The following is a 22,411-nucleotide window of genomic DNA, read 5'->3' as shown; positions in this document are numbered from 1 at the left end:
TGACAGCGTGGCATTTATCAGTAGGATCTTGCTGTTGCTATCAGATACAGCGCCAAAACTGTCAGTAGGATAGAACGTGGGGTGGCACCCCATCTGCCGAATTTATACTACGGATATCAAATTACTTTAATATGCTGGTGGAGGATGTGTTGTGATATAATAAATTTGTAACACCGTGTTCGAATAATATATTATAATATTACTCAAACAAGGAGGACGTTACTATGTCAGTACATTACACCGAAGACTTCAAAAAAGAAGTAGTTAAAGCTTATATGGCAGGCGACAAATCAATACCGCAAATTGCTGTTGAATTTAATGTTGCCAAAAGCTCCGTTAGCAAATGGGTTAACGAATACAAGGAAGAATGCCTCTATACCACCAGCACAACCGCAGAATCTAATGAAGCAAAGGAAATCAGAAGATTAAATCAGCTTCTTAATGAAAAAGATAAAGAGATTGCTTTCTTAAAAAAAGCGGTGGCATTCTTCGCGAAGGAAATCGATTAGTGGTATATCGATTCATCGATGACAATAAAAATATATTTGGTTTAAGATGGCTATGCCAGAAGTTTGGCATTAGTCCTAATTGTTATTACAACTACAAAAAGGATGCAAAGCGAAAATATCGTGAACGCTTAGCACATATCTTTGAGCTTATAAAGTATATTTATTACAACAGCAATCGTGTTATAGGCTATAGGGCTATGCGCATTTTATCAAACGATAGGGCTATACGCATTTTTATCAAACGATATGGCTATGAGTTAAGCAATACCACAATGCATAAATATATGAACAAGGAATTGAATCTTTGTGCAGTAATTATGCATTCTAAGCCAGGTTACAAGGCTGGCAAAAAGAATAAAATCTTTGACAATCTCTTAAATCAGAATTTTACTGTCGACTGCAAGAACAAAGTATGGTGCACAGACTTCACATATATGCGCCAGCCAAATGGAAAATTCAGATACAACTGTTCAATTATTGATTTGTATGACAGGTCAGCTGTTGCTTCGTTAAACAGTGATTATATCAACACTGATTTGGCAATAAGCACTCTGAAGACAGCCCTTGAAAAGGAAAACTACCCTAAAGTGATTTTGCATTCAGACCAGGGGGTACAGTTTACTTCATGGGAATTTGTAAATTTTTGCAAAGAAAATAATATAACACAAAGTATGAGTAAGGCTGGCTGTCCTTATGATAATGCTCCCATGGAAAGATTTTATAACACTTTCAAAAGCAACTTTTATAACATAACTTCATTTTCAAATGTAGAGATGATGGATGAACTAACTACGAAATACATAAATTGGTATAACTATGTTCGCCCTCATTCATACAATAATTATTTAACACCAATGGAGGCTCATTACAGGTAGGTATTTATCGAACAAAGTGTTACAAAAAAGCTTGACCACAACATACATTCTTCCTAAACTTCTATACACAGTATCCAGAAATGTCTGCAATTATCTTCACAAGTTCAACTGACATACCTAAAACCTTTATATTATTAAATATATGTCTTCTCACCAAGAGCAGAATCAACAATTTATTCTGCAACTTTTGACCATTTTTAATTCTTATTTGGCACGAAATTCTTTGAAACTAGTTTATAATGAGGATATGAAAACAAAGAAAGGAGATTTTTAAAATGAAAAAGAAAATTACAAAATTTATCAATGATTTACTTGCTTTCTACTCAATATATTTTAGCAATCATATCTATCGCTTCTAACCTTTAAACACATCGTTTGCCAATTATCAACAACAAACGTATTATCATTTTATTGACAATCATATTTGTGTAGTGATAAATTTACTAATAACTATTCATGCAATTCTATTGGAAGACCATCTGGGTCACGAAAAAAAGTCATTCTTTTTTTTGTGTACTCGTCTAATCTAATTTTTTCAGTTTGGATTCCTTTTAAATTCAAACTTTTTACAGTTTTTTCAATATTTTCTACTTTAAAAGCTAAATGTCGCAATCCACAAGCCTCTGGTTCTGTTACTCTGTCAGGTGCCTTTTCCATACCAAAGATTTCAAGCTCAATATCGCCCACCTTCAAGTCTAATTTATAATCATTTCTCTCTTTTCTATAATTCTCCCTTATAATAGGTAGTCCTAATTGCTCCACATAGAATTTTTTTGATTTCTCATAATCGGACACAATAATTGCAACATGATGTATTGTATCAAACATAGCCTATCAACTCCTTGTCTTATCGCAATCTATTTATAAATTACACAAATATATGTACATATTAAGCCTTTTCAAATTCTTTAACTCTATTCTGAATTGTATTTTTAAAGTTTTCAACCTGATGAATATACTCTTCATCCATCAATGAAGACTTAATAATGAAATCTGCTGTTGCTTTATTATTTGCAATTGGAATATCATATACTTGTGCAATTCTTAAAAGTGCTTTCACATCTGGGTCATGTGGCTGAGCTGCAAGTGGGTCAGAAAAGAAAATTACCATGTCTATATTTCCTTCGACAATCTTTGCACCTATCTGCTGGTCTCCACCTAATGGTCCACTATTATATCCTTTTATCTCTAAACCTACACAATCTGCTATCATTCTAGCAGTTGTGCCTGTTCCAGATAATTTATGTTTGCTCAAAATATCCTTGTTTGCCTGACACCATTTAATAATCTCATCTTTCTTTCCATCATGAGCTATTAAAGCTATTCTCTTTTGCTGCTTAATTGTCATTTCTACAAAATCAACCATATGCATTCCTTTCTGCTTAATATAAAGCTTTTAAAACACGTTACTGTAACTCAAACTTATATACTGTTCTTGAAACAAATTTAGTTCCTGCTTCTAATAAAGGGCTTGGAAATCTCTTATCATTACATGAATTAGGATAAAATTGTGTTTCAAGACATATTCCACTATGCTTCCCATATGTAGAACCATCTTTTCCGGCTTGTCCGTTTAAGAAGTTACCTGTATAAATCTGCAATCCGCATAAATCTGATAACACCGTCATACTAATGCCAGATTCTGATGAATACAGCTTTGCAACTTTTTTTAATGTTCTGTCATTCTTAAAGATGTAATTATTGTCATATCCGTTAGCAGTTCTCAATGGCAAATATTCGCTATCAATATCTAAACCTATCTTTTTCTTCTCACGAAAATCCATTGGTGTACCACTAACATCTATAATGTCACCTGTTGGAATCATTTCTTTATCTATATCCAAAAAAGAATCTGAATAAATTTCCAGTTCATGTTCCAATATAGTTCCGTTACTATGTCCATCTAAATTGAAGTATGTATGATTTGTTGGATTAACAATAGTTGTTTTATCACTGCTCATAACATAATCAATCATTAATTCATTATTCTTTGTAAGAGTATATCGAATAGTCTGCTCTAAATCTCCCGGAAAGCCTTGCTCTAAATGTGGACTTACTCGATGAAACTCAACATATTCACCACTATCATCTGCACCTTTTTCTGAATAATACATTTGACAATGTGACCTGTTAAATCCGCTATGAAGATTGTTGTTTCCTTCATTAGCATCCAACTTATAATCCACACCTTCAATATTTACGCATGCACCTTTAATTCTATTGGCATTTCTTCCAACATACGCTCCCATTCCGGTTTCTGTATCAAAGTAGTCTTCCACTTTTTCAAATCCAAGAGCAACATCCCTTTGTATACCTTCTTTATCTATAATTGATATAGCTAATACTAATGCTCCTAAATCTGAAACCTCTACTTGCATTCCACTTTTATTTTCAAGTAAGAATTTACTAACAATATCACCATTTTGAGTTTCTCCAAAATATTTTTTTTCTACCATCTTAGATGTCACTCTCCTTACTTCTCTTGCTATGCATTCTGTCTCGATATTCCCTCGGTGTCATCTTGTATCTATCCTTAAATACACGGTTAAATGTTCGCTGACTTTCAAAACCTGCATCAAGACTTATATTAGTTATAGACTCATTAGTGTTCTCCAAAGCTGAAATCGCATAATTAAGTCTAATTCCATTTAAGTATTTATTAAAGTTACAATGAAATGTCTTTGCAAACATTCGAGATAATACATATTTACTAACCGCTAAATCATACGCCATTTTTTCAAGATGTATATCTTCCCTGAAATTCTTCGCAATATATTCAACCGCACAGTATATTATATCGTCGCCTCCAACCAAATCTTTATCGGTCATTTCCATATCAGAAAATACATGGGCTAAAATAATATGTACATATGCCTGAATTATCATTGGATTACACTCTGTATTATTTGCCAGTGCTTTTATTGAATTTACAATGTCCATATGCACATGTTCCTTATCAATTATCGGATATGCCGGGCTGTACTTTTGTAAATCCTCATAAAAATTCTGTGCTAATGATGGGTCCAAGAATAAATATATAGCCTTATTTTCTCCTTGACCAAACACTTGATAATGATGGATAACATTTGGAAATACTATGGCAAAATCACCTTGCTCCATATGAAACAATTCTTGTCCTACACCCAATTCAACTGTACCATCTGTCACATAAATTATTTCTATTGCTTCATGCAAATGTGGCGGAACATGCACAGATTTTTTCCACTCTGCCGATACTCCTTCATTTCTTTTTTCATATGTCAATGGCACAAAATCATCTCCTATATACATGCTATCCATCATACTTGTTCAAATTAATAACTACAAAACTGACAAAAATCTTTTAAACTGCTCCATGCCTTTTTCAGTTCTCTTAAATACACCTGCACATTCAAGAACCTGAACAAATCTTTTTGCAATTTCTATATGTAATACTTCCTTTATGTTATCAGAAGTAATTTCATAATTTGCATACCATTCATCTACCCAGTCTGCATGTTTTCTGATATTATCTATGGCTCTAATATCTTTTCCTGCTATAATCGCATCTGCAAGCTCTTCCATTTCTTTTTTAAGTCTTGCCGGCAATACAGCTAATCCCATTACTTCGATTAAGCCTATATTCTCTTTTTTAATATGATGTAATTTTTCGTCCGGATGATATACACCCCAAGGTTTTTCCTCTGTGGTAATATTATTTCTAAGCACAAGGTCCATTTCGTATAACGAACCATTCATTCTTGCAATCGGTGTGATTGTATTATGTGGCACACCATCTGTTTCAGAATATATAAATGCCTCTTGATCGGTATATGCTCTCCAAGAATCTAAAATTCTACTTGAAAGTTCTACTATACTTTCTTTGCTTTCACTTTGTAATCTAATCACCGACATAGGCCATTTTACAATACCAATTGTCACGTCCTCATATTTTGTCACATTAAACTTATATTCATATGGTGCCTTCGCCATAGCAAATGAATATGCTCCACCTTGGAAATGGTCATGGCTCAAAATAGAACCACCAACTATTGGTAAATCTGCATTAGAACCAATTGTATAATGTGGAAACATTGAAACAAAATCCAATAACTTTACAAATACACTTCTATCTATCTTCATAGGTGTATGTTCTTCGTTAAATACTATGCAATGCTCATTATAATAAACATAAGGAGAATACTGCAGAAAATAGTTCTGCTCATTTAACTTTATTGGAATAATTCTGTGGTTCTGACGAGCTGGATGAGATAATGTTCCTGCATATCCCTCATTTTCTTTGCATAATAAACACTTAGGATATTCACTCTTACTCTGGCTTGCTGCCTTTGCAATATCTCTTGGGTCTTTCTCTGGCTTTGATAAATTAATTGTAATATCTATCTCGCCATATTCTGTATCTGCTTTCCATTTTTCATCTCTTACAATTCTGTCAGCACGGATATAATTAGTATCCTGGCTAAATCTGTAATAAAAATCTGTTGCAAGCTTTGGAGACTTTTCATATAATTCCCTAAACTTACTTCTTACGCTTGATGGCATTGGTGTTATAATTCCCATCACCTTTGTATCAAATAAATCTCTGTTTGTAATTGTATCTTCCTCAATGATTCCGTTTTCCACTGCATAATCTGTCATATCTGACAATATACAATGAATTTCTCTTACTTCCTCATCTGACCATTCAAAGCTATTTAATCCAAACAATTCTAGAAGTCGGTTGATTACAAAGACCTTGTCCTCTGCATCAATTAACCCTCTTTGGATTCCATATTTGACCAATTCAGAAATCAATTTGTTCATATCAAAAACCTCCTTCCATTTATCCTAGTATCCGTTTGGATGATTTACATGCCATTCCCACGCAGTCTTAATGATTACACTTAAATCTGCAAATTGTGGTTTCCAACCAAGTATGTTCTTTGCTTTATCGCTTGAAGCAATAAGTACCGATGGGTCTCCTGCTCTTCTTTGTTCTTCCTTTGCTGGAATTGGATGCTTTGTTACTTCTCTTGCTGTTTCAATTACTTCTTTAACAGTGAAGCCTACACCATTACCTAAGTTAAACACATCGCTTTCTCCACCTTTAGCAAGATATTCCATAGCAAGAATATGTGCCTGTGCTAAATCGTTTACATGAATATAATCTCTTACACATGTTCCATCCTTTGTATCATAATCATTTCCGTATACAGAAATAAATTCTCTCTTACCGTTAGGAACCTGTAAAATCAATGGAATCAAATGTGTTTCCGGATTATGTGCTTCACCAATAAGTCCATTTGGATGTGCTCCACATGCGTTAAAATATCTGAGTGATACATATCTTAAATCATGTGCTTTAGATGTCCATTTAAACATCTTTTCCATAGATAACTTTGTCTCACCATAACAGTTCGTTGGCTCTGTTCTGTCTGATTCCATAATTGGAATCCTTTCCGGTTCTCCATAAGTTGCTGCTGTTGATGAAAATACGATTTTATCAATTCCATGCTGTACCATACTCTCTAGTAATACTTCTGTACCGCACAAATTGTTATTATAGTACTTCAATGGGTCAACCATACTTTCTCCAACCTGTGAGCTTGCTGCAAAATGAATAATTCCATCAATCTTTTCTTTGCTAAATACATCATCTAAAAAAGCCTTATCTCTGATGTCACCCTCATAGAACTTTGCCTGTGGATGAACAGCTTCCTTAAATCCTGTTAATAAATTATCAATCACGATAACCTCATGACCTGCATCAATAAGTTCATATACTGTATGGGAACCAATATATCCAGCTCCACCTAATACTAATATTCTCATAATATAAACACCTGCTTTCCTAAACTACCTGTATGCCACCATATTTTCTAATTTTTAAGTCGCTACAAGCTCCTTTTCCAAATACTAAATTCATATTCTTTTTATATTCATCTACATATTCATTTTTAACGAATGCCTGTATAGTTCCTGCAAAGCCACCACCATGTACTCTGCTTACACCATTATTCTGTAACACAACATCGCTTGTTGCCAATGCCACAGATATATTCTGGTTGTTTACATCACTGTTTGAATATACATTCTGTAAATACTTATAAGAAGAATCTCCTGATGCCTTTACTAAATTTAAAAATCCTACAAAATCTCCAGTTTTTAAAGCTTCAACTTCACAAGTTACTCTGTCATTCTCACTTACAAAATGTAACGCTCTAAGTACACTTCTGTCGCCAAATTCTGAACGTAACGCTTGAATTTCTCTGATAATGTCCTGTGCTGTGATTCCTCTTAATACTTCTTTACCAAAGTGTTTTGCAACCTGCTTCATTTCTTTTAGTACTGCAGCATACTCATCTGTCAAATCAGCATGTGAACCCTTGGTATCAGTAATACATAAGCTGTAACCATACTTTTCCATATCAAACTCAACTTTTTCTACAACCGGCTTGCTTGTGTTTTCAAAGTCAATATATACAAGATTTCCCACTGAGCATGCCATCTGGTCCATAAGTCCACAAGGCTTTCCAAAATAAATATTTTCTGCATACTGACCTATAATAGCAATATCAATTGCTGATACGCTCATATTGTTATACAATCCAGATAAAATAGTGCCAATTAATGTTTCAAAAGCAGCTGATGAAGATAATCCAGCTCCTATCAATACATCACTTGTAACATATGCTTTAAAACCACCAACTTGAAACTTTCTATTTAAGAATCCTGAAACAACACCTTTAATCAATGCTGTAGTTGTTTCTTTTTCTTCTTCCTTTAATAGAATATCATCAAGAGATATTACTATCTCATCATAGTTGTCTGAAACAAGTCGAATTGTATTGTCATCTGTAGCTCTTACAACTCCAAGGCTGTCAAGGTTAATAGATGCAGCTAACACCTTGCCATGCTGATGGTCAGTATGATTTCCACCAACTTCGCTTCTACCCGGTGCACTAAATAATACTACTTCTCCCGCATCGTATAAGTCTTCGAATTTTTTAATTGCTACTATATATCTATTTCTTTGATAATCCATAAGCTTATTATCTACATAAATATCTAGCAATCTATCATCCAACTCACCATTTTGCAGTTTTTCAATCAATGTTTGTGTATTCATTATAAAAACCTCTTTTCTATAACTTCATAATCAGTTACATCTGCTTAACATATCTTAAATGAATATGTTATATCTTTTCCTGCATCGATATGGTAAGCCTCTTCTACATCACTTCCCCATGTATCAATACCACCAACACCTCTAACAGCTCCGTATACACATAACACTGTTCTTCTAGCAGGTGGAAGTTCTTCATGATGTGTTGCGTTTTCTATTTCTAATGCTGTATATGGTAAACAAGAAAATGCTATTTCTTTATCTGTTTTTTCAAGTCTTAATACCTGTGGTGAAATATCCTTTCTCGCATTGTTAAGACTTGTATGTCTAACGATTTCTACCCAATCTACATCCATTCTAACGCCACATTCCTGTGGAACAATGTATGGTGTAAGGCTTAAATCATCAACTTCATATATGCCCTTTGTTGCACCTTTTTTTCTGTCTGGATATGTTTCACCGGATAATCCATTGTATATATACTTATCTGCTAAAGTTGGCATTATAAATCTTAAGCCGAACACTGGCAATTCCGGAAGTCCCTTCACGCCAACATAATGCACATTCACTGTAATGTTTCCTTTATTATTAACTGTATATGTGACAATTACTGTTGTAGTCGGATTAATGATTGTCTGATAAGTGAATTTCACACTTACCTCACTTGCATATACATCTGAACCATATTTGTTATTATCAGGTGCAATCGACTTTCCCTGTGATTCGCCATCTGTAATTACTTCAATATCAATACAGTCTATAAATGTATCTGCAGCAATCCAATTACCACTCTTAATATGGAACTTACTTCCTCTGTCATTATCAGTTAAAGCTCTCCAAAATGTAGGCTTTGGGCAACGATATAACCATTCATAACCATTTTTTACAATTGACTCCAAACCGCCCTGTGCATAGGAGAATATATAATCATATCCTTCTCCGTGTACTCCAAGTGTGTAATCTCCATATACAACTCTAATTTCTTTCTTATTTGTACAATCCATAAAAATACCTCACTTCCTGCATTGCTGGTTTTTCTCTACGGTCAGCAAAAACGATTCCGTCAGCTGAGAACTCATAATCAGATGGCTTATCATCGAAATCTCCACCATATCTTAATACTTCTCTTCCTGTAACTTCATCTTTTACTAAAAATGCCTGGTCGATAAAATCCCATATATATCCACCCTGATACATCTCGTACTTATCAATAAGATTCATATACGAATCAAGTCCACCCATTGAATTACCCATATCATGCATAAACTCACATAAAATATATGGTTTCTTTGGATTGTTACTTAAATATTCTTCAATTTCATATGGCTTAGCATACATACGGCTTTCCACATCTGATATTGTATCTTCGTATTCTCTTGTGTAGTATGAGCCTTCATAATGTACTAATCTTCCATCATTCTGCTCTTTGAAATAAGTATTCATAGCTTCAATATCATCTCCACCATAAGACTCATTTCCTAGTGACCAGAAAATAATTGATGTGTGATTTTTGAATGTTTCATAATTACTTCTTGCTCGGTCAACTACCGCTTCTCTCCACTGTGGTACAGAACCCGGTACATTCCAAGATGGCTCAATAGCTCCTAACTTCTGCCATGAACCATGACTTTCTAAGTTAGTCTCTGCCATTACATATATTCCAGCCTCATCACACATATAGTACCAAGGAATCTGGTCAGGATAATGACATGTTCTTACTGAATTGATATTATTTCTCTTTATACAAGAAATATCTGAAACCATATCTTCTATACTAATATTTCTTCCTGTCTTTGGATTCCATTCATGTCTGTTTACACCAACTATTACAAGTCTTTTTCCATTTAAGTATATAACCTTATCAATAATCTCTATTCTTCTAAAGCCAACGCTATATGGAACAACTTCTAATATTTCTCCATCTGCACTTCTTACTTCAAGAACTATTTTATAAAGGTAAGGACTGTGATTATTCCAAGCTTTTACTTCTGTTACATCTTCTGAGATAAAACCAATAAGCTTACCATCTTTTTCTTCTAATGCTATGTTGCTTTCCAATACTACTTTATCTGTAATATCCTTCATAACTAAATGAACTGATACATCTTTGCTGGCAATAGATGAAACTTTAACTGTTGCTTCAAGCTTTCCACTTTCATTATCGCTATTTAATATTGGATTAAGCCACATATCTTCAACATGAACATCCGGAATAGCCCTTAATGATACATTTCTAAATATTCCAAAGAATCTAAAGAAATCCTGGTCCTCTAAAAATGCTGCTGTACACATCTTGTGAACTTCAACCGCCAATACATTACCCTTTTCTCTGATATATGGTGTTAAATCAAATTCAGATGGTGTAAAGCTATCTTCTGCATAACCAACAAACTGTCCATTAAGCCACAAATACATTGCTTGTTCTACACCTTCAAAGCAAATAGAAATTCGCTTGCCACAAAGTGCTTCGTCTAAATCAAATCGAGTAACGTATGATCCTACCGGATTATACTCTGCTTCACTAAACATTCCTGCACCGGAAATATTATTACCGCATGTATAAGCTCCTCTTCTATATGTTTTACCTTCCCATGGGTACATTGTATTTATATATCTAATCTGGTCATAACCTGCAAGTTCGATGTGACCCGGAACCATAATCTTGTCAAATCCACTGATGTCATAATCTTCTTCATAAAACTTTTTCGGTCTGCTCATTGCATTTTTACTAAAACTAAAACTCCACTGTCCATTTAAAGACTGTACTAATCTCTGATTCTGCTCTTCCATATCCTCATAATTCAAAAAATAATTATGGTCACTATGAGCTGCACTCTGATTTATTCTAAATATCTCAGGATTATCTAACCATTTAATATCTGCGTTCATATTTATTCCTCACTTTCTACATATATCCCCTAAAGATAAACTTTAGAGGCTATTACTAGTTACTGCTTATTTTCTTTTAATTTTCTGTTTGCCTCTTCAATATTCATAAATGAAAAAACAATTGTAACAATCAAATCAAAAACAAATGGAAGCCACAAATACATAACATTTAACATACTGATACAGCTATCTGGCTGCACTGTTGCATTGTTAACATATCCGCTCATATCAAGTAACCATCCAGAAAGAGCAACACCAATACCACCACCAAGCTTTGTTCCGAATGATGTACAAGAGAACATTGAACCATCAATTCTCTTTCCTGTCTTAAGGTAAGTGTGTTCTGAACAATTTGCAATTACTGCACCAAAATCTCCCTGCCATGGACCTTCACCAATTGATGATAATACTGTAAATACTAACATAAGAGGAACACTTCCAATGTAACCTGCAAACACAATTCCTAAACGACACAATGTTGCGAAAATATAGCTATACTTATTTACCTTATATAATCCGCCTGCTTTAGCTACTAATGTAGGTGTAATTATAAGTACTAAAATCAATGGAATATTAATTGCCCATGAGAATGTACCAAATAATTTCTGATTAAGCAACACATATGTCATATAATATGTACCAACACCAACCATTGCTGCTCTTAACTGTAAAAGAATGAATACTCCACATATCATAAAGAAATATTTATTTGACATAAGAAGTTTAAGTGTTTCTGTAAATTTAAGTTTTTCCTCTTTCTTAACTTCTTCTCCTTCTCTAAGCTCCTCTTCTGGAAGTTCCTTAACCGAGAAACATGATAATGTGTTTGTAACAAGACCAATAATGCAATAAATAATTGCAATTGCTCTCCAGCCTGCTGCTCCACCACCAAGTGCTTCAACAGCGTTAAATGTAAATGCTGAAATTAACATATTAGTACCAAATGAGAACATGAATCTGAAAGAACCCATCTCTACTCGTTCTTTACTGTTCTTTGTTACAAGTGATGTTAATGATGCATATGCTATATTATTTGCTGTGTAGAATACTGCATTTAATAATGTGTAAGCGATAAAGAACCATGCATACTGTGCTGTCTTTCCCATATTTGTTGGAATTGCAAATACTCCAAATAATGTAAGTGCACATCCAAAGAACCCGTAAAACATCCATGGTCTTGCTTTACCCATTTTTGATTTAGTTCTATCAATCATAGAACCAAAGAATATATCTGATACTCCGTCAAATATCTTTGATACTGCTATCAATGTACCAACTATACCTGAATTTAACCCAATTGTATCGGTTAAATAAATCATTACGAATGCTGTCAGGAATGCATATACCACATTACCTGCAATATCACCCGAACCATAGCCTACCTTGTTATACCATTTTAGGTATCTCTTTTCTTCCATAAGAATTCTCCTTCCTTATCATACATTACCTTTTATTAACTTTTTGCTTCGTTGTTTATTAGTCTGTCTGCTTCGTTATAAGTAGTATATAAAAATACTATTCTTAATTCCATATCATTTATTGGACAAAATATGCACAAAATGATAGAATTGATAGAAACAAGGACAAAATTGCTTTTTTAATTAGACAAAATCCACAATGATATATTCGTACCCTTATAAAGGAGGTTTAAATGTATACAAATAACGCATATCTAAACAACTCAATGTTAGACATAAAAGACAAATCAAAACCATTGATAGTAACTAGTGTAGGAACTTATCATCTTTATACTTGTCCCAAATTGCCAACCTGGCGTCCCAAAGGTCGAAAAGACTTCCAATTGCTTTATATCGCTGCTGGTAAAGCACACTTTCATTTTAACGGTAAAGAAGAAATAGTTACAGCAGGCCATATGGTTTTATACCGACCTAAAGAACCCCAAAAATATGAATACTATGGTGATGACCAAACAGAAGCATATTGGGTACACTTTACTGGCGGAAATGTTACTAATATTCTTCGCTCTTATGGCTTTCCGGATAATAAGAATATCTTCTATTGTGGTTCTCATATTGAATATCAAGGAATATTTAGAAATATGATATATGAACTTCAGATGTGTAAAGAGAATTATGAACAGATGTTAGAAATGTACTTAAAACAAATATTTATTATGCTCCAAAGGAGTTTTTTATCTCAACTTAAACCCGATAACACTTATGTTATCGAAGAAATTGATAAAGCTACACTTTATTTTAATGAACATTATAGCGAAAATATAAGTATTAACGAATATGCACAAAATAATCATGTTAGTGTTAGCTGGTTCATTAGAAGCTTTAAACAATATACAGGATTTACTCCAATGCAATACATTTTATCCAAAAGATTATATAACGCTGAGATCCTGTTACAAAATACTGATTACAATGTGACAGAAATTGCTGAAATTATCGGTTATGACAACCCTTTATATTTTAGTCGAATATTTAAAAAAGCTAAGGGGATATCACCATCTGAATATAGAAAAAAAATAAAGCCTTAATCCCAATGAGAAAGAATCAAAATGGTTCTTTCTCCTTTCTACTCCTGCAATATTTGTTTTCTCATCATAATCAAAAAACAATTCCCACACTATATCTTGCTCTCGTTATTGCAACATAAAACTGAGACCTTGTTTTTGGTTGCAGATTGCTAGAATGATTCTTCATCCAATTTCTCATAGTACTTGTTGGATAAATCAATACTCTATCATATGTTAGTCCTTCAGATTCACCCATATTTATTACTGCATATCCATCATTCACCTTTACAGTTCTCTTCTCCCTAAGTTACATTGACTTAAACTCTTCCAAATATGCATCAACATCATCCGCTCTTACTAAAAAACTCCATCATGCCCTGTAACTCTCGCATAAAAATAGATGTATAAGATTTGATTTTCTCTTATACATCTATTTTATACCTGATAATTTTATTATGTCTAATACCTTAAAAAATGTTTACCACCGCATCCACTTGCATATTTACAATATCATTTCGTACTATTTCAAAAGGCATAGGCGACCTCCATATTCAAAAGCAGGTCGATTAATCCTGCAACATATCTAAATACATATCCAATCTGGCATTGATGTATCCTGCAAACAGATTTTCCATTGCCGAAAGATTGTGCTTTACATGATATTCATCAAATGCATTATAATAGGTAATTCTGTCTGTAAACTTAATATCTATAGGCGGGAATCCGGCTTTCATCAACTCAAGATTTACAAGCAGTCTTCCGGTTCTGCCATTACCATCGATGAAAGGATGGATGCCTTCAAACTCGATGTGAAAACGAGCCAGTTTTGTCACGATATGCTCTGTGCTTGCAGCAAAATCATATAGCAACTGTTCCATTTTTGGTTCAATAAGATACGGCTGCACGAGTTCATGCTGTGCGCCCATAATATGAACCGGAACTCTGCGATAAACGCCACGGTCTTCCTTCTTATCCACAAGAACAAGATAGTGAATCTGTTTGATGATGCTCTCACTAATCGGAACATTATCTTTTACCAGTTCACTCACGAAATCAAATGCTTCTTTATGACCGACTGCCTCCATATGGTCTTTCAACGGTTTCTGGTCAATCGTAATACCACGAAGAACTAAATCCGTTTCTCGCAGTGTAAGTGTATTTCCTTCGATGGCATTGGAGTTGTATGTGTACTCTATGATAAATTCTTCGTTGAGCCTTGCAACCTCACCCGCGGTTAAAGGTCTTCTGCTATCCAGTTCCACCTTCTTGCGGTCAATTTGCGCCAACAGACTCTCCTTTGACTTATAACGACCATCAGCAGGTTTCTTTGCATCCACGGGAATTTTCCAGCCACGTCCTTCCTGGTACGCACCCGGAATTTTTCCCTCAGAGCAAAGAACTCTGATTCTTCTATCAGAAATGCCCCATTTTTCAGAAGCCTGTTTTACTGTCATAAACATAGATTATCCCTCCAATCTAAGATATAGTATACCTCTTTAACGGAATAATATCAATAATATCGGAACAATATTTACCAGAATAGCGGAACAATGCAACTGCCGTTATACTAAAAAAGACACCTGCATTGCTACATGGTGCCTTCTACTACCCCCATAAAAGTGGATTATAAAAATGTTACTACTAAGGATTTTGTATATTTAGAAATTTTTATTTTCCTCTTCAGAAGTTTTGCAAGCCGTCACATATTCTTCATCACTTACTGGTTCAAGCCATTCATTAGAAACATTTTCACCCGGAACCTCTATTGCCAGATGAGAAAACCATTCATTCGGTGCAGCACCATGCCAGTGCTTTACTTCTGCCTGAATATTGATGCAGTCACCCGGCTTCATTTCTACAGCGTCTTTGCCTTCTTCCTGATAATATCCTCTTCCGGCAATACACACCAGAATCTGCCCACCTCCTCTTTTTGCATGATGGATGTGCCAGTTATTTCTACATCCAGGTTCAAATGTCACATTGAAAATTCCAACCTGAGAAGTTGATATCGGTGCAAGAAAACTTCTGCCAGAAAAATACTGTGCAAAGCCATCATTTGATGCGCCAATTGGTAATACCATCTCTTTTGCATGCGCCCGCATTGCTTCCTCCTCGTATGGTAAATCTCCTTCACCTTCCTCCCACACTTCTTTTGCAAGATTGAATACAGTCCATGCTTTTGGCCATCCTGCATAGAATGCGACATGTGTGATTACCGCTGCAATCTCTTTTTGTGTCACACCATATTTTTTTGCATTTTGAAGATGATATTTTAAAGAAGAATCCGTAATTCCGGAAGCCATCAGAGCAACCACTGTAATGATACTTCTTGTCTTCACACCAATATCCTGGTTGTTCCAGTTTTCACCGAAAAGCACATCATCATTAAAATGAGCAAACTCCGGTGCAAATTTACCAAGTGCATTTCGTCCTGCTGTCTGTACTATTTTTTCCATATTCTGTATACCTCCATAACACTGTTGTTTATAAAGAGTTTATCCATTCACTGATTTCCTGTTTTGTTCCACGATTTAGCATTCTGCCTTCTGTTATAACTGCGTCTGGTGCAGATAGCTGCAATTCTTTCACAGTGTTCCCGAATCCACTTCCTCCGGATGTTGCAAAAAGCACGATTTTTTTACCACTGAACTCATAGGCTTCCAAAAATGTATTTATAATTGTTGGAGCCACATACCACCAGATAGTTTGGTAAAATGTAGCCAGTTCCCCTCATGCGTTGATTTTACTGGGTTTAACTGTATACAAAACTGTGTTTACTGTTACTATCTTTCATTCTTTTCCAAAATAGCTTTGAAGCATAGGCCACATTATTTTCATATATGACACAAAGCTCAGCTCTACTTGTGCTTCATTAAACCATCCAACCATAAAGCTATTTATCTCTTCAAATAATACTTTTGAAAGTTTCTGAATAATAATTGTGTTATCCACTTCTTCAGTATAATCTTTCGCATACATTTTACATATAGAACGCACTCCAAAATAATTATATAGCACACCTACCGTTGTTTTTAATGCTTCAATATCTCTTGGAAAATCTGTTCTATTCATCATATTCACTACTAATTGATGTCTTGAGTTTAGGTAATTCCTAACTGTACTATTACCTATTTCAACATCAACTGTAAATGAAAAATCTTGAGTTTGTATACTATCTGCTCCTAACATTATCATCAATTCAACTTGTGCTGCATGATATTCTGTATAACCAGACAAAGCCATATATTTCCAAGAATCTTGCTTTGCATACATTTCCGTATCTAAAATATGCGTAAATTCATGAAACACAATATACCTTGGTATTTCCGAACTTTTGCATATCCTTAATATATGTTCATCTGTTTTCGTATTATAGTAAGCTTGGGCGGCTGAAGCGAATCCTGCTGCATCGCTTTCCTCAACATTAATTTCAAAAAAATCTATCTTATACTGTGGTAATTTCTCAATTTCCATAAACTCAATATATTCTTTTTCATATTCTTTAATTAAATTTTTAATTTGTATTTCTGTCATATTGTTTTATACCTCATATCAAAGTTAGCATTTCACTTTTAGTATACCATAAAACAATCCCATTCTCATTCTATATATTTTATCCTCAACGATGAAAAGATGTGTCTGCACACATCTCTTCCATCTTATTATTTTCAATGTTATAAGTTCTTAATAAAATTCAAATCCTGTTTCCGTAATGCCTTCTGTAACTTTTCGTTCTTTCTCTTCAGTTCCTTATTTTCTCTGCTCAGAGCTGCCACCTTCTGGTTCAACAGTTCAATCTGTTTTTCCATCGCCATGTTCAGAATTTCTCTTCTTGGATCTATCATTCCGGCCTGTTGCTCTACTGCTTGGTTCAATGTATCCCGGACGGTTGGATTTTTATAAAAGAATCCTCTCGACAATCCAGTTTTCTTCATCAGCTTTGGAACGCTGATACGTTCTTTATTTGCCAGCATATCTTGTATTGCTTGCAATGCCAGTTCAATTTTCTCTTTACTTTTTCTCTGATTTTCCTCAATCATCTTGTCGTATTTGCTCATATTCTTCACCCCATCTTGCCAGACTCATATATATGATGTCACTCATCCTCTGTCTTACTTCTCTGGTTTCGTCTGCCATTCTTTGATTGCTCATTTTCCGGTAATGCTGTACATTATTCAGTCTTTTATGCCCCAATAGTCTCGCTATCGTCCAGTCATCCAGATGCATTTCTGTAAGTTTGACGCCATAGTAGTGCCGGAACATGTGCGTTCCAAACCCGAATAATTCGCCATGATCATCTTTCAACTGCTTTTCCTGTATCATGGACATGACTTTTGTTTTTATAGCCATATACTGCATCGGGCGGTCAGGTTCTTTTTCATTAACAAATATGTATTCTGTATCACCGAACTTTTCCTGTGTATATTCAATAGAACTCTGTAACAGTTTTGCAAGTTCTTTACTGATCGGTTTTTTATATCTTTTAGTTTTAACTTGATATATTTCAATCATATCTTGGCCATTTTCTCTCGTCAGACAATCTGGTCTCAGTGTAAGGGTATCTGATATCCTAGTTCCAAGCATCTGATGTATCAGAAGACATCTTGCAATCTGTACATCCATCTGTGTAATTTCCGCATTCAGTCGTTTCATTTCATCATCAGAATACACTCTAAATTCTGCATTTACTTCCGGTGGAATATCCGTATTAATAAATAAATGCTCCAATCTTTCATAGCTGTAAATTTTTCCGATTGTCTCTAACTGTCGTCTTAATGAAATTACATAAGAACTATTCGCACTATGGGAAGTATCTTTTGTTGACAGATGTATCAAAAATTCTTCCAACACTTCTCTGTCTATTTCACTGCAGCTTTTTATTTTGGAATACTCTTTTTGGAGATATTCTGAGAATATCCTCATTATTGTCAATTCTCCCTGTACAGTTCCTATTGCTTCATACTGCAGATTCATATAAACAGCTTTCTTACATTCTTCCCTGATATCTGGCTGATATATTTTTCTGAAATCCAGTGTTTTTACATTATAAATTGGATTGGATCTGATTTTAATATCCAGATTTTTTAGTTCCCAAACATCTTTTTCTATCTCATCCCGTAAATCTTCTGGCCCTAAAAATTTCAGTACGTTTCTGAAATATAATATCGTCACTGCTTCGCCATAGCTTACTGTACCATACACACTCTTCTTTTCTTTTACAATAGTTATTCCCTGTTCTAACATCCAGCCTTTTAAAAGTGATATCCATTTTTCTGGATTTCTATCTCCAAGGCTTTTGATTCTCCGATTTATTCTGCTGTTCAAAAACTTTGCAATATGATTATAAGCTGTTCGATCCTGAATCAATGCTCTAAACGTTCCGTTTTTGCAGCGATACATAATATAACCTCGAAACTCTTCCTTTAATTCTTGCGTTGGAAGCAACGTTAAATCAAATTTTCCATTATCCTTACGTGTCCCTGTTTCTTGTAAATTGGGGAAATCGCTGAAGTATATAATATCATTTTCCATCTTTTTCCTCTTTCTTTAGCCATGATGCTAAACTACTTCCTTGCATTTCAAAGAACTCATCATTTGCTTTTGCAATCCTTTGCGGCATATAATCAATATACTGTCTTGTCATCTCTTCATAAGTATGTCCAAGATAATCCCTGATACTTTGCAGTGATACATGACTGTCATAAAACATAGTTGCTACTGTATGTCGATAATCGTGTGATTGAAATAAATATTCTCCATTTGCAATCTTATTTTCCCGGCACGCTTCTATCATCTGAGTTCGGAATGTACCATATAGACAAGCACCACCTCTGCTGTTTTTAAAAATGAATTCTTCAGGCTGAATTTCATGTTTTTTCAAGTATACTTTCATAATCTGATAAAGTGCCTGTGGGATTGGAATCCTTTTATAATTCTTCATTTTGACCTGATACACCTGAATCCAATAATCCTCGCCCTGCTGATAATAAGCATTTCCTTTCAATGTACACACTTCACTCGCCCGTAATCCTAGACACCACAGATGTAGGAACATACATCGTAATCGCTCTGGAAAAAGATATAATTTTTTCAAAATTTCCATATATACTGTTTCCTCAACGCTACGATCATGATGTACTATTACTTCTTTTTGTTGGAAATATTCAATTCGGAATGGCATTCTTGTAATATACTGTTTAACTTCCATGAATTTATAAAAATGACCGATACCGAAAATTCTTTCATTAAATCCCTTTGCCTGTATTCCCCGTTCTCGCAAGCCGTCTGCATACTTTTTTACTTCTGCGACAGTTGCATGAATCGCCAGTATCTTTTCTTGTTCCAGCAGTTCAATAAAATTTCTAATACATACAAATCTTCGTACAATCGTGCTGACTGCCTGTCCAGTAATTCCCAGTTCATATTTCATGTATGCCTGTAAAATTTCTCGATTCTGTATTTCCTTGACTTCCATAAAAGAAATGCTAATTAAGGATTTACTTTCGTCTATCCGATGTTTTCCAAGATGTAATCGTTCCAGATACCATACATTTGCTTCCCATTGGATCTGTTCCTGCTGCATAAACGCATCTCTTCTGCATTCACCTAAAATACTTCGTTGACTCGTTTCGGGAAAATTCTTTAAAATAGTTTCCACTTGTTCCATTTCCAGCAATCCAATATCCGTAATATTTAACTGAACACAAGAATCATAAAGAAGTTTTAAGGATTTTAACCTGACATTTCTATAAGCCTTAGACATTGAAGTATTGGCAATGATACGACTCAACGTATAAAAAATTTGTTTCTTTAAAACTTCTGAACAATTTTGTGTAAAATCCCACACCAATAGGTTTGTTTTATAAGAAGTTTCAAAGGTCTCAGCTATTTCCTTTTCCGGATAATACTTCAGAAAATAAATTTTATTTTGATATTTCCATTCATATATCCGCTTTCCATTTAGCGTCTGCATTTGTTGATAGATATGTTGTTGTTTTACCGTATCATATATTTTCAAATAGAAAGATACAATTTGTGATCGTATCTGTCCTCTTAAATATTGTTCATACGAATTTCGCAAAGGATAATCCATTTCTTCCAGATGCCAGATTTTTCTATCTGCCAAGAACTTTTTCAATTTGTTAATTCTTGAATCGCTTTTTATTCCAAGTGCATCAATTTCTGAATATAGTTCCTGCTTTTTCTTCTCAATATCTACTTCAGATTCTGTTATGTGTTCTGCCTGTTGCAATAAATATATAGGTATTTCTCACACCTCCCTACTCCAGCAGACGTTCCGCCCCATAAATAGCAGTGTGTTGTGCATAAAACTCATTACTTGCTTCTATCAGTTCATCATCCAGCCAGTCCAGATACTTTATAGTCGTATCCAAATGTTTATGCCCCAATGCCTGACTGATCATTTCCAGTTCCCATCCTGCCTGCTTTCGCATATTTGCAAAATAGTGACGTAACATGTGGGGTGTGATTTTAACTCCGGTTTTCTTTTCCATTCGGTCCAACATATCATATACACTGTCCACTCTTAATGGCTTTCCAATGTTCTCACCCATGATATTCACAAACAGGTAATCCTGATGTTGCAGGATTTTCCGATATTTTGCCAGATAATCCATGAGAAATTCAAACGTATCATTACTTATCTTGGCACTTCTGTATTCCGCATTTTTGGCTCTCGCTTCATTTTCATTATCTTCCCGGAAGCATACCCTTATCATGTGATTCCTATAATCAATATCTTTGACATATTTTACTCCCAGTAGTTCCCCAATTCTGTATCCGGTTTCTGCTAACATAAGTAACAGAAGCTGATCTCTTCGGTTCGTACAGGCCTGTAAAATTGTAATAATCTGATTTTCTTTTGCTGTTCTCCCACGATGTTCCTCTTCCTTCAGATAGGCTTTAAAAGAATGATTCCGCAGTACCTTTTTTACTCCCACCTGATTAACCGCTATAATCTGGTTATACGATAAGGTTTTGAGACTTCCGTACTGTTCATATTCTGCCTCTATAAATAAATAGAACCTGAACACATCTTTTAAGTATGCGTTGCAGGTTCCTTCATTCGGACACTTCTTTTCTCCAGCCGTTTGCTCTGTATGGTTTCCGGCTTTAAGCCAGTATAAAAATTCCACAAAGTGTTCTGTCTGTTTTTCATAATCTAACTGATAGACTTCTGTGAGTTCCATTTCTTTCTCTGCCATATATTTCATATAATAGCAGATTGAAAATGCTGTGCGTTTCACTGTATTTGGTGAACGTTTACATTTAATCTTATGCATTAGATATTTACTTGGCAGTTCTTCAATACTCATTGTTTCCAGATTTCTGATGAAAAAATATTTTTCTGTTCCATCTTTTATCGTTTCCACCTTGTATATCATAAGCTGCCTCCTTTCCTCTAACGCTATACACAGTATACCCACTTCATGCCGAAATAGCTATTCATCAATACCAACAATCCCACCGAAAACGCCCTTGAAATACGACCAAACTTTTCGTGCTAAATCTGCTATTTCTGTAGCAG

20 protein-coding genes and 1 pseudogene are annotated in these 22,411 nt (G+C 34.6%); 3 read left to right on the top strand and 18 right to left on the bottom strand.

What is annotated here, in order from left to right:
* Positions 1 to 224 precede the first annotated feature (224 nt).
* Positions 225 to 509, top strand: coding sequence for a helix-turn-helix domain-containing protein (locus OCV48_RS09760; RefSeq protein WP_147591808.1), 285 nt, complete (start codon positions 225 to 227; stop codon positions 507 to 509).
* The gene (locus OCV48_RS09755) at positions 509 to 1,384 is read left to right on the top strand and encodes an IS3 family transposase (RefSeq protein WP_262559583.1); all 876 of its coding nucleotides are present in this window, start codon (positions 509 to 511) and stop codon (positions 1,382 to 1,384) included. The genes OCV48_RS09760 and OCV48_RS09755 overlap by 1 nt, the downstream gene beginning before the upstream one ends.
* Before the next feature lie 450 nt (positions 1,385 to 1,834).
* Here OCV48_RS09755 and gloA2 read toward each other — a convergent pair whose 3' ends face one another.
* From gloA2 to OCV48_RS09705, 10 genes are all read right to left on the bottom strand, one after another.
* Positions 1,835 to 2,212 carry an SMU1112c/YaeR family gloxylase I-like metalloprotein gene (gene gloA2, locus OCV48_RS09750; RefSeq protein ID WP_147591806.1) on the bottom strand — a complete coding sequence of 126 codons (378 nt, stop codon included), beginning with the start codon at positions 2,210 to 2,212 and terminating at the stop codon, positions 1,835 to 1,837.
* 61 nt (positions 2,213 to 2,273) lie between these two features.
* Positions 2,274 to 2,756, bottom strand: a complete 483-nt coding sequence (locus OCV48_RS09745; protein ID WP_262559581.1) for a methylglyoxal synthase — start codon at positions 2,754 to 2,756, stop codon at positions 2,274 to 2,276.
* A 34-nt stretch (positions 2,757 to 2,790) separates the two neighbouring features.
* Positions 2,791 to 3,840 (bottom strand): aldose epimerase family protein, encoded by a 1,050-nt coding sequence (locus tag OCV48_RS09740; RefSeq protein WP_147591805.1) that lies wholly within the window; start codon positions 3,838 to 3,840, stop codon positions 2,791 to 2,793.
* 1 nt (position 3,841) lies between these two features.
* Entirely contained in the window at positions 3,842 to 4,654 is an 813-nt protein-coding gene (locus tag OCV48_RS09735) for an AraC family transcriptional regulator (RefSeq protein ID WP_147591804.1), read from the bottom strand.
* 51 nt (positions 4,655 to 4,705) lie between these two features.
* A complete protein-coding gene (locus tag OCV48_RS09730; protein WP_147591803.1) occupies positions 4,706 to 6,187 on the bottom strand; it encodes a UDP-glucose--hexose-1-phosphate uridylyltransferase in 1,482 nt (493 codons plus the stop codon).
* Positions 6,188 to 6,211: 24 nt separating this feature from the next.
* The gene (gene galE / locus OCV48_RS09725; RefSeq protein ID WP_147591802.1) at positions 6,212 to 7,195 is read right to left on the bottom strand and encodes a UDP-glucose 4-epimerase GalE; all 984 of its coding nucleotides are present in this window, start codon (positions 7,193 to 7,195) and stop codon (positions 6,212 to 6,214) included.
* Positions 7,196 to 7,214: 19 nt separating this feature from the next.
* Positions 7,215 to 8,492 carry a galactokinase gene (locus OCV48_RS09720; protein ID WP_147591801.1) on the bottom strand — a complete coding sequence of 426 codons (1,278 nt, stop codon included), beginning with the start codon at positions 8,490 to 8,492 and terminating at the stop codon, positions 7,215 to 7,217.
* Between the two features lie 44 nt (positions 8,493 to 8,536).
* A complete protein-coding gene (locus OCV48_RS09715) occupies positions 8,537 to 9,493 on the bottom strand; it encodes a beta-galactosidase small subunit (protein ID WP_147591800.1) in 957 nt (318 codons plus the stop codon).
* Positions 9,477 to 11,378, bottom strand: coding sequence for a glycoside hydrolase family 2 TIM barrel-domain containing protein (locus tag OCV48_RS09710; RefSeq protein ID WP_147591799.1), 1,902 nt, complete (start codon positions 11,376 to 11,378; stop codon positions 9,477 to 9,479). The genes OCV48_RS09715 and OCV48_RS09710 overlap by 17 nt, the downstream gene beginning before the upstream one ends.
* Before the next feature lie 59 nt (positions 11,379 to 11,437).
* On the bottom strand, positions 11,438 to 12,796 hold the full coding sequence (locus OCV48_RS09705; protein ID WP_147591798.1) for an MFS transporter: 1,359 nt from the start codon (positions 12,794 to 12,796) through the stop codon (positions 11,438 to 11,440).
* Between the two features lie 233 nt (positions 12,797 to 13,029).
* Between OCV48_RS09705 and OCV48_RS09700 the strand changes: the two genes are divergently transcribed.
* Positions 13,030 to 13,884, top strand: a complete 855-nt coding sequence (locus OCV48_RS09700) for an AraC family transcriptional regulator (protein WP_147591797.1) — start codon at positions 13,030 to 13,032, stop codon at positions 13,882 to 13,884.
* Positions 13,885 to 14,429: 545 nt separating this feature from the next.
* Here OCV48_RS09700 and OCV48_RS09695 read toward each other — a convergent pair.
* The 8 genes and pseudogenes from OCV48_RS09695 to OCV48_RS09660 all read right to left on the bottom strand — a co-directional run bounded on the left by OCV48_RS09695 (position 14,430) and on the right by OCV48_RS09660 (position 22,268).
* Positions 14,430 to 15,323 (bottom strand): Fic family protein, encoded by an 894-nt coding sequence (locus OCV48_RS09695; protein WP_147591796.1) that lies wholly within the window; start codon positions 15,321 to 15,323, stop codon positions 14,430 to 14,432.
* Between the two features lie 198 nt (positions 15,324 to 15,521).
* Positions 15,522 to 16,319 (bottom strand): carboxymuconolactone decarboxylase family protein, encoded by a 798-nt coding sequence (locus OCV48_RS09690; RefSeq protein ID WP_147591795.1) that lies wholly within the window; start codon positions 16,317 to 16,319, stop codon positions 15,522 to 15,524.
* Positions 16,320 to 16,347: 28 nt separating this feature from the next.
* Positions 16,348 to 16,566: pseudogene (locus OCV48_RS09685) on the bottom strand (flavodoxin); the annotation flags it as partial.
* 87 nt (positions 16,567 to 16,653) lie between these two features.
* On the bottom strand, positions 16,654 to 17,397 hold the full coding sequence (locus OCV48_RS09680) for a hypothetical protein (protein ID WP_006426953.1): 744 nt from the start codon (positions 17,395 to 17,397) through the stop codon (positions 16,654 to 16,656).
* Between the two features lie 140 nt (positions 17,398 to 17,537).
* Complete coding sequence (locus OCV48_RS09675; RefSeq protein ID WP_015513361.1) at positions 17,538 to 17,921, bottom strand: DUF6262 family protein; 384 nt, start codon at positions 17,919 to 17,921, stop codon at positions 17,538 to 17,540.
* Positions 17,896 to 19,395 (bottom strand): tyrosine-type recombinase/integrase, encoded by a 1,500-nt coding sequence (locus OCV48_RS09670; RefSeq protein ID WP_006426955.1) that lies wholly within the window; start codon positions 19,393 to 19,395, stop codon positions 17,896 to 17,898. Before OCV48_RS09670 ends, OCV48_RS09675 begins: the two co-directional genes overlap by 26 nt.
* Positions 19,385 to 21,115 carry a tyrosine-type recombinase/integrase gene (locus tag OCV48_RS09665; RefSeq protein WP_007886448.1) on the bottom strand — a complete coding sequence of 577 codons (1,731 nt, stop codon included), beginning with the start codon at positions 21,113 to 21,115 and terminating at the stop codon, positions 19,385 to 19,387. Before OCV48_RS09665 ends, OCV48_RS09670 begins: the two co-directional genes overlap by 11 nt.
* Before the next feature lie 28 nt (positions 21,116 to 21,143).
* Positions 21,144 to 22,268, bottom strand: coding sequence for a tyrosine-type recombinase/integrase (locus OCV48_RS09660; protein WP_006426957.1), 1,125 nt, complete (start codon positions 22,266 to 22,268; stop codon positions 21,144 to 21,146).
* Between the last annotated feature and the right edge of the window lie 143 nt (positions 22,269 to 22,411).

The organism is Bovifimicola ammoniilytica, assembly GCF_025567085.1.
Lineage (GTDB): Bacteria > Bacillota > Clostridia > Lachnospirales > Lachnospiraceae > Bovifimicola > Bovifimicola ammoniilytica.
This window is presented reverse-complemented; position numbering and strand designations above follow the sequence as displayed.

Coding starts and splice junctions, on each gene's coding strand:
- OCV48_RS09745 (WP_262559581.1), bottom strand. CDS start 2,756: ATGCATATGGTTGATTTTGTAGAAATGACAATTAAGCAGCAAAAGAGA.
- gloA2 (WP_147591806.1), bottom strand. CDS start 2,212: ATGTTTGATACAATACATCATGTTGCAATTATTGTGTCCGATTATGAG.
- OCV48_RS09715 (WP_147591800.1), bottom strand. CDS start 9,493: ATGGATTGTACAAATAAGAAAGAAATTAGAGTTGTATATGGAGATTAC.
- OCV48_RS09700 (WP_147591797.1), top strand. CDS start 13,030: ATGTATACAAATAACGCATATCTAAACAACTCAATGTTAGACATAAAA.
- OCV48_RS09675 (WP_015513361.1), bottom strand. CDS start 17,921: ATGAGCAAATACGACAAGATGATTGAGGAAAATCAGAGAAAAAGTAAA.
- OCV48_RS09695 (WP_147591796.1), bottom strand. CDS start 15,323: ATGTTTATGACAGTAAAACAGGCTTCTGAAAAATGGGGCATTTCTGAT.
- OCV48_RS09760 (WP_147591808.1), top strand. CDS start 225: ATGTCAGTACATTACACCGAAGACTTCAAAAAAGAAGTAGTTAAAGCT.
- OCV48_RS09740 (WP_147591805.1), bottom strand. CDS start 3,840: ATGGTAGAAAAAAAATATTTTGGAGAAACTCAAAATGGTGATATTGTT.
- OCV48_RS09680 (WP_006426953.1), bottom strand. CDS start 17,397: ATGACAGAAATACAAATTAAAAATTTAATTAAAGAATATGAAAAAGAA.
- galE (WP_147591802.1), bottom strand. CDS start 7,195: ATGAGAATATTAGTATTAGGTGGAGCTGGATATATTGGTTCCCATACA.
- OCV48_RS09710 (WP_147591799.1), bottom strand. CDS start 11,378: ATGAACGCAGATATTAAATGGTTAGATAATCCTGAGATATTTAGAATA.
- OCV48_RS09690 (WP_147591795.1), bottom strand. CDS start 16,319: ATGGAAAAAATAGTACAGACAGCAGGACGAAATGCACTTGGTAAATTT.
- OCV48_RS09730 (WP_147591803.1), bottom strand. CDS start 6,187: ATGAACAAATTGATTTCTGAATTGGTCAAATATGGAATCCAAAGAGGG.
- OCV48_RS09705 (WP_147591798.1), bottom strand. CDS start 12,796: ATGGAAGAAAAGAGATACCTAAAATGGTATAACAAGGTAGGCTATGGT.
- OCV48_RS09660 (WP_006426957.1), bottom strand. CDS start 22,268: ATGATATACAAGGTGGAAACGATAAAAGATGGAACAGAAAAATATTTT.
- OCV48_RS09720 (WP_147591801.1), bottom strand. CDS start 8,492: ATGAATACACAAACATTGATTGAAAAACTGCAAAATGGTGAGTTGGAT.
- OCV48_RS09670 (WP_006426955.1), bottom strand. CDS start 19,395: ATGGAAAATGATATTATATACTTCAGCGATTTCCCCAATTTACAAGAA.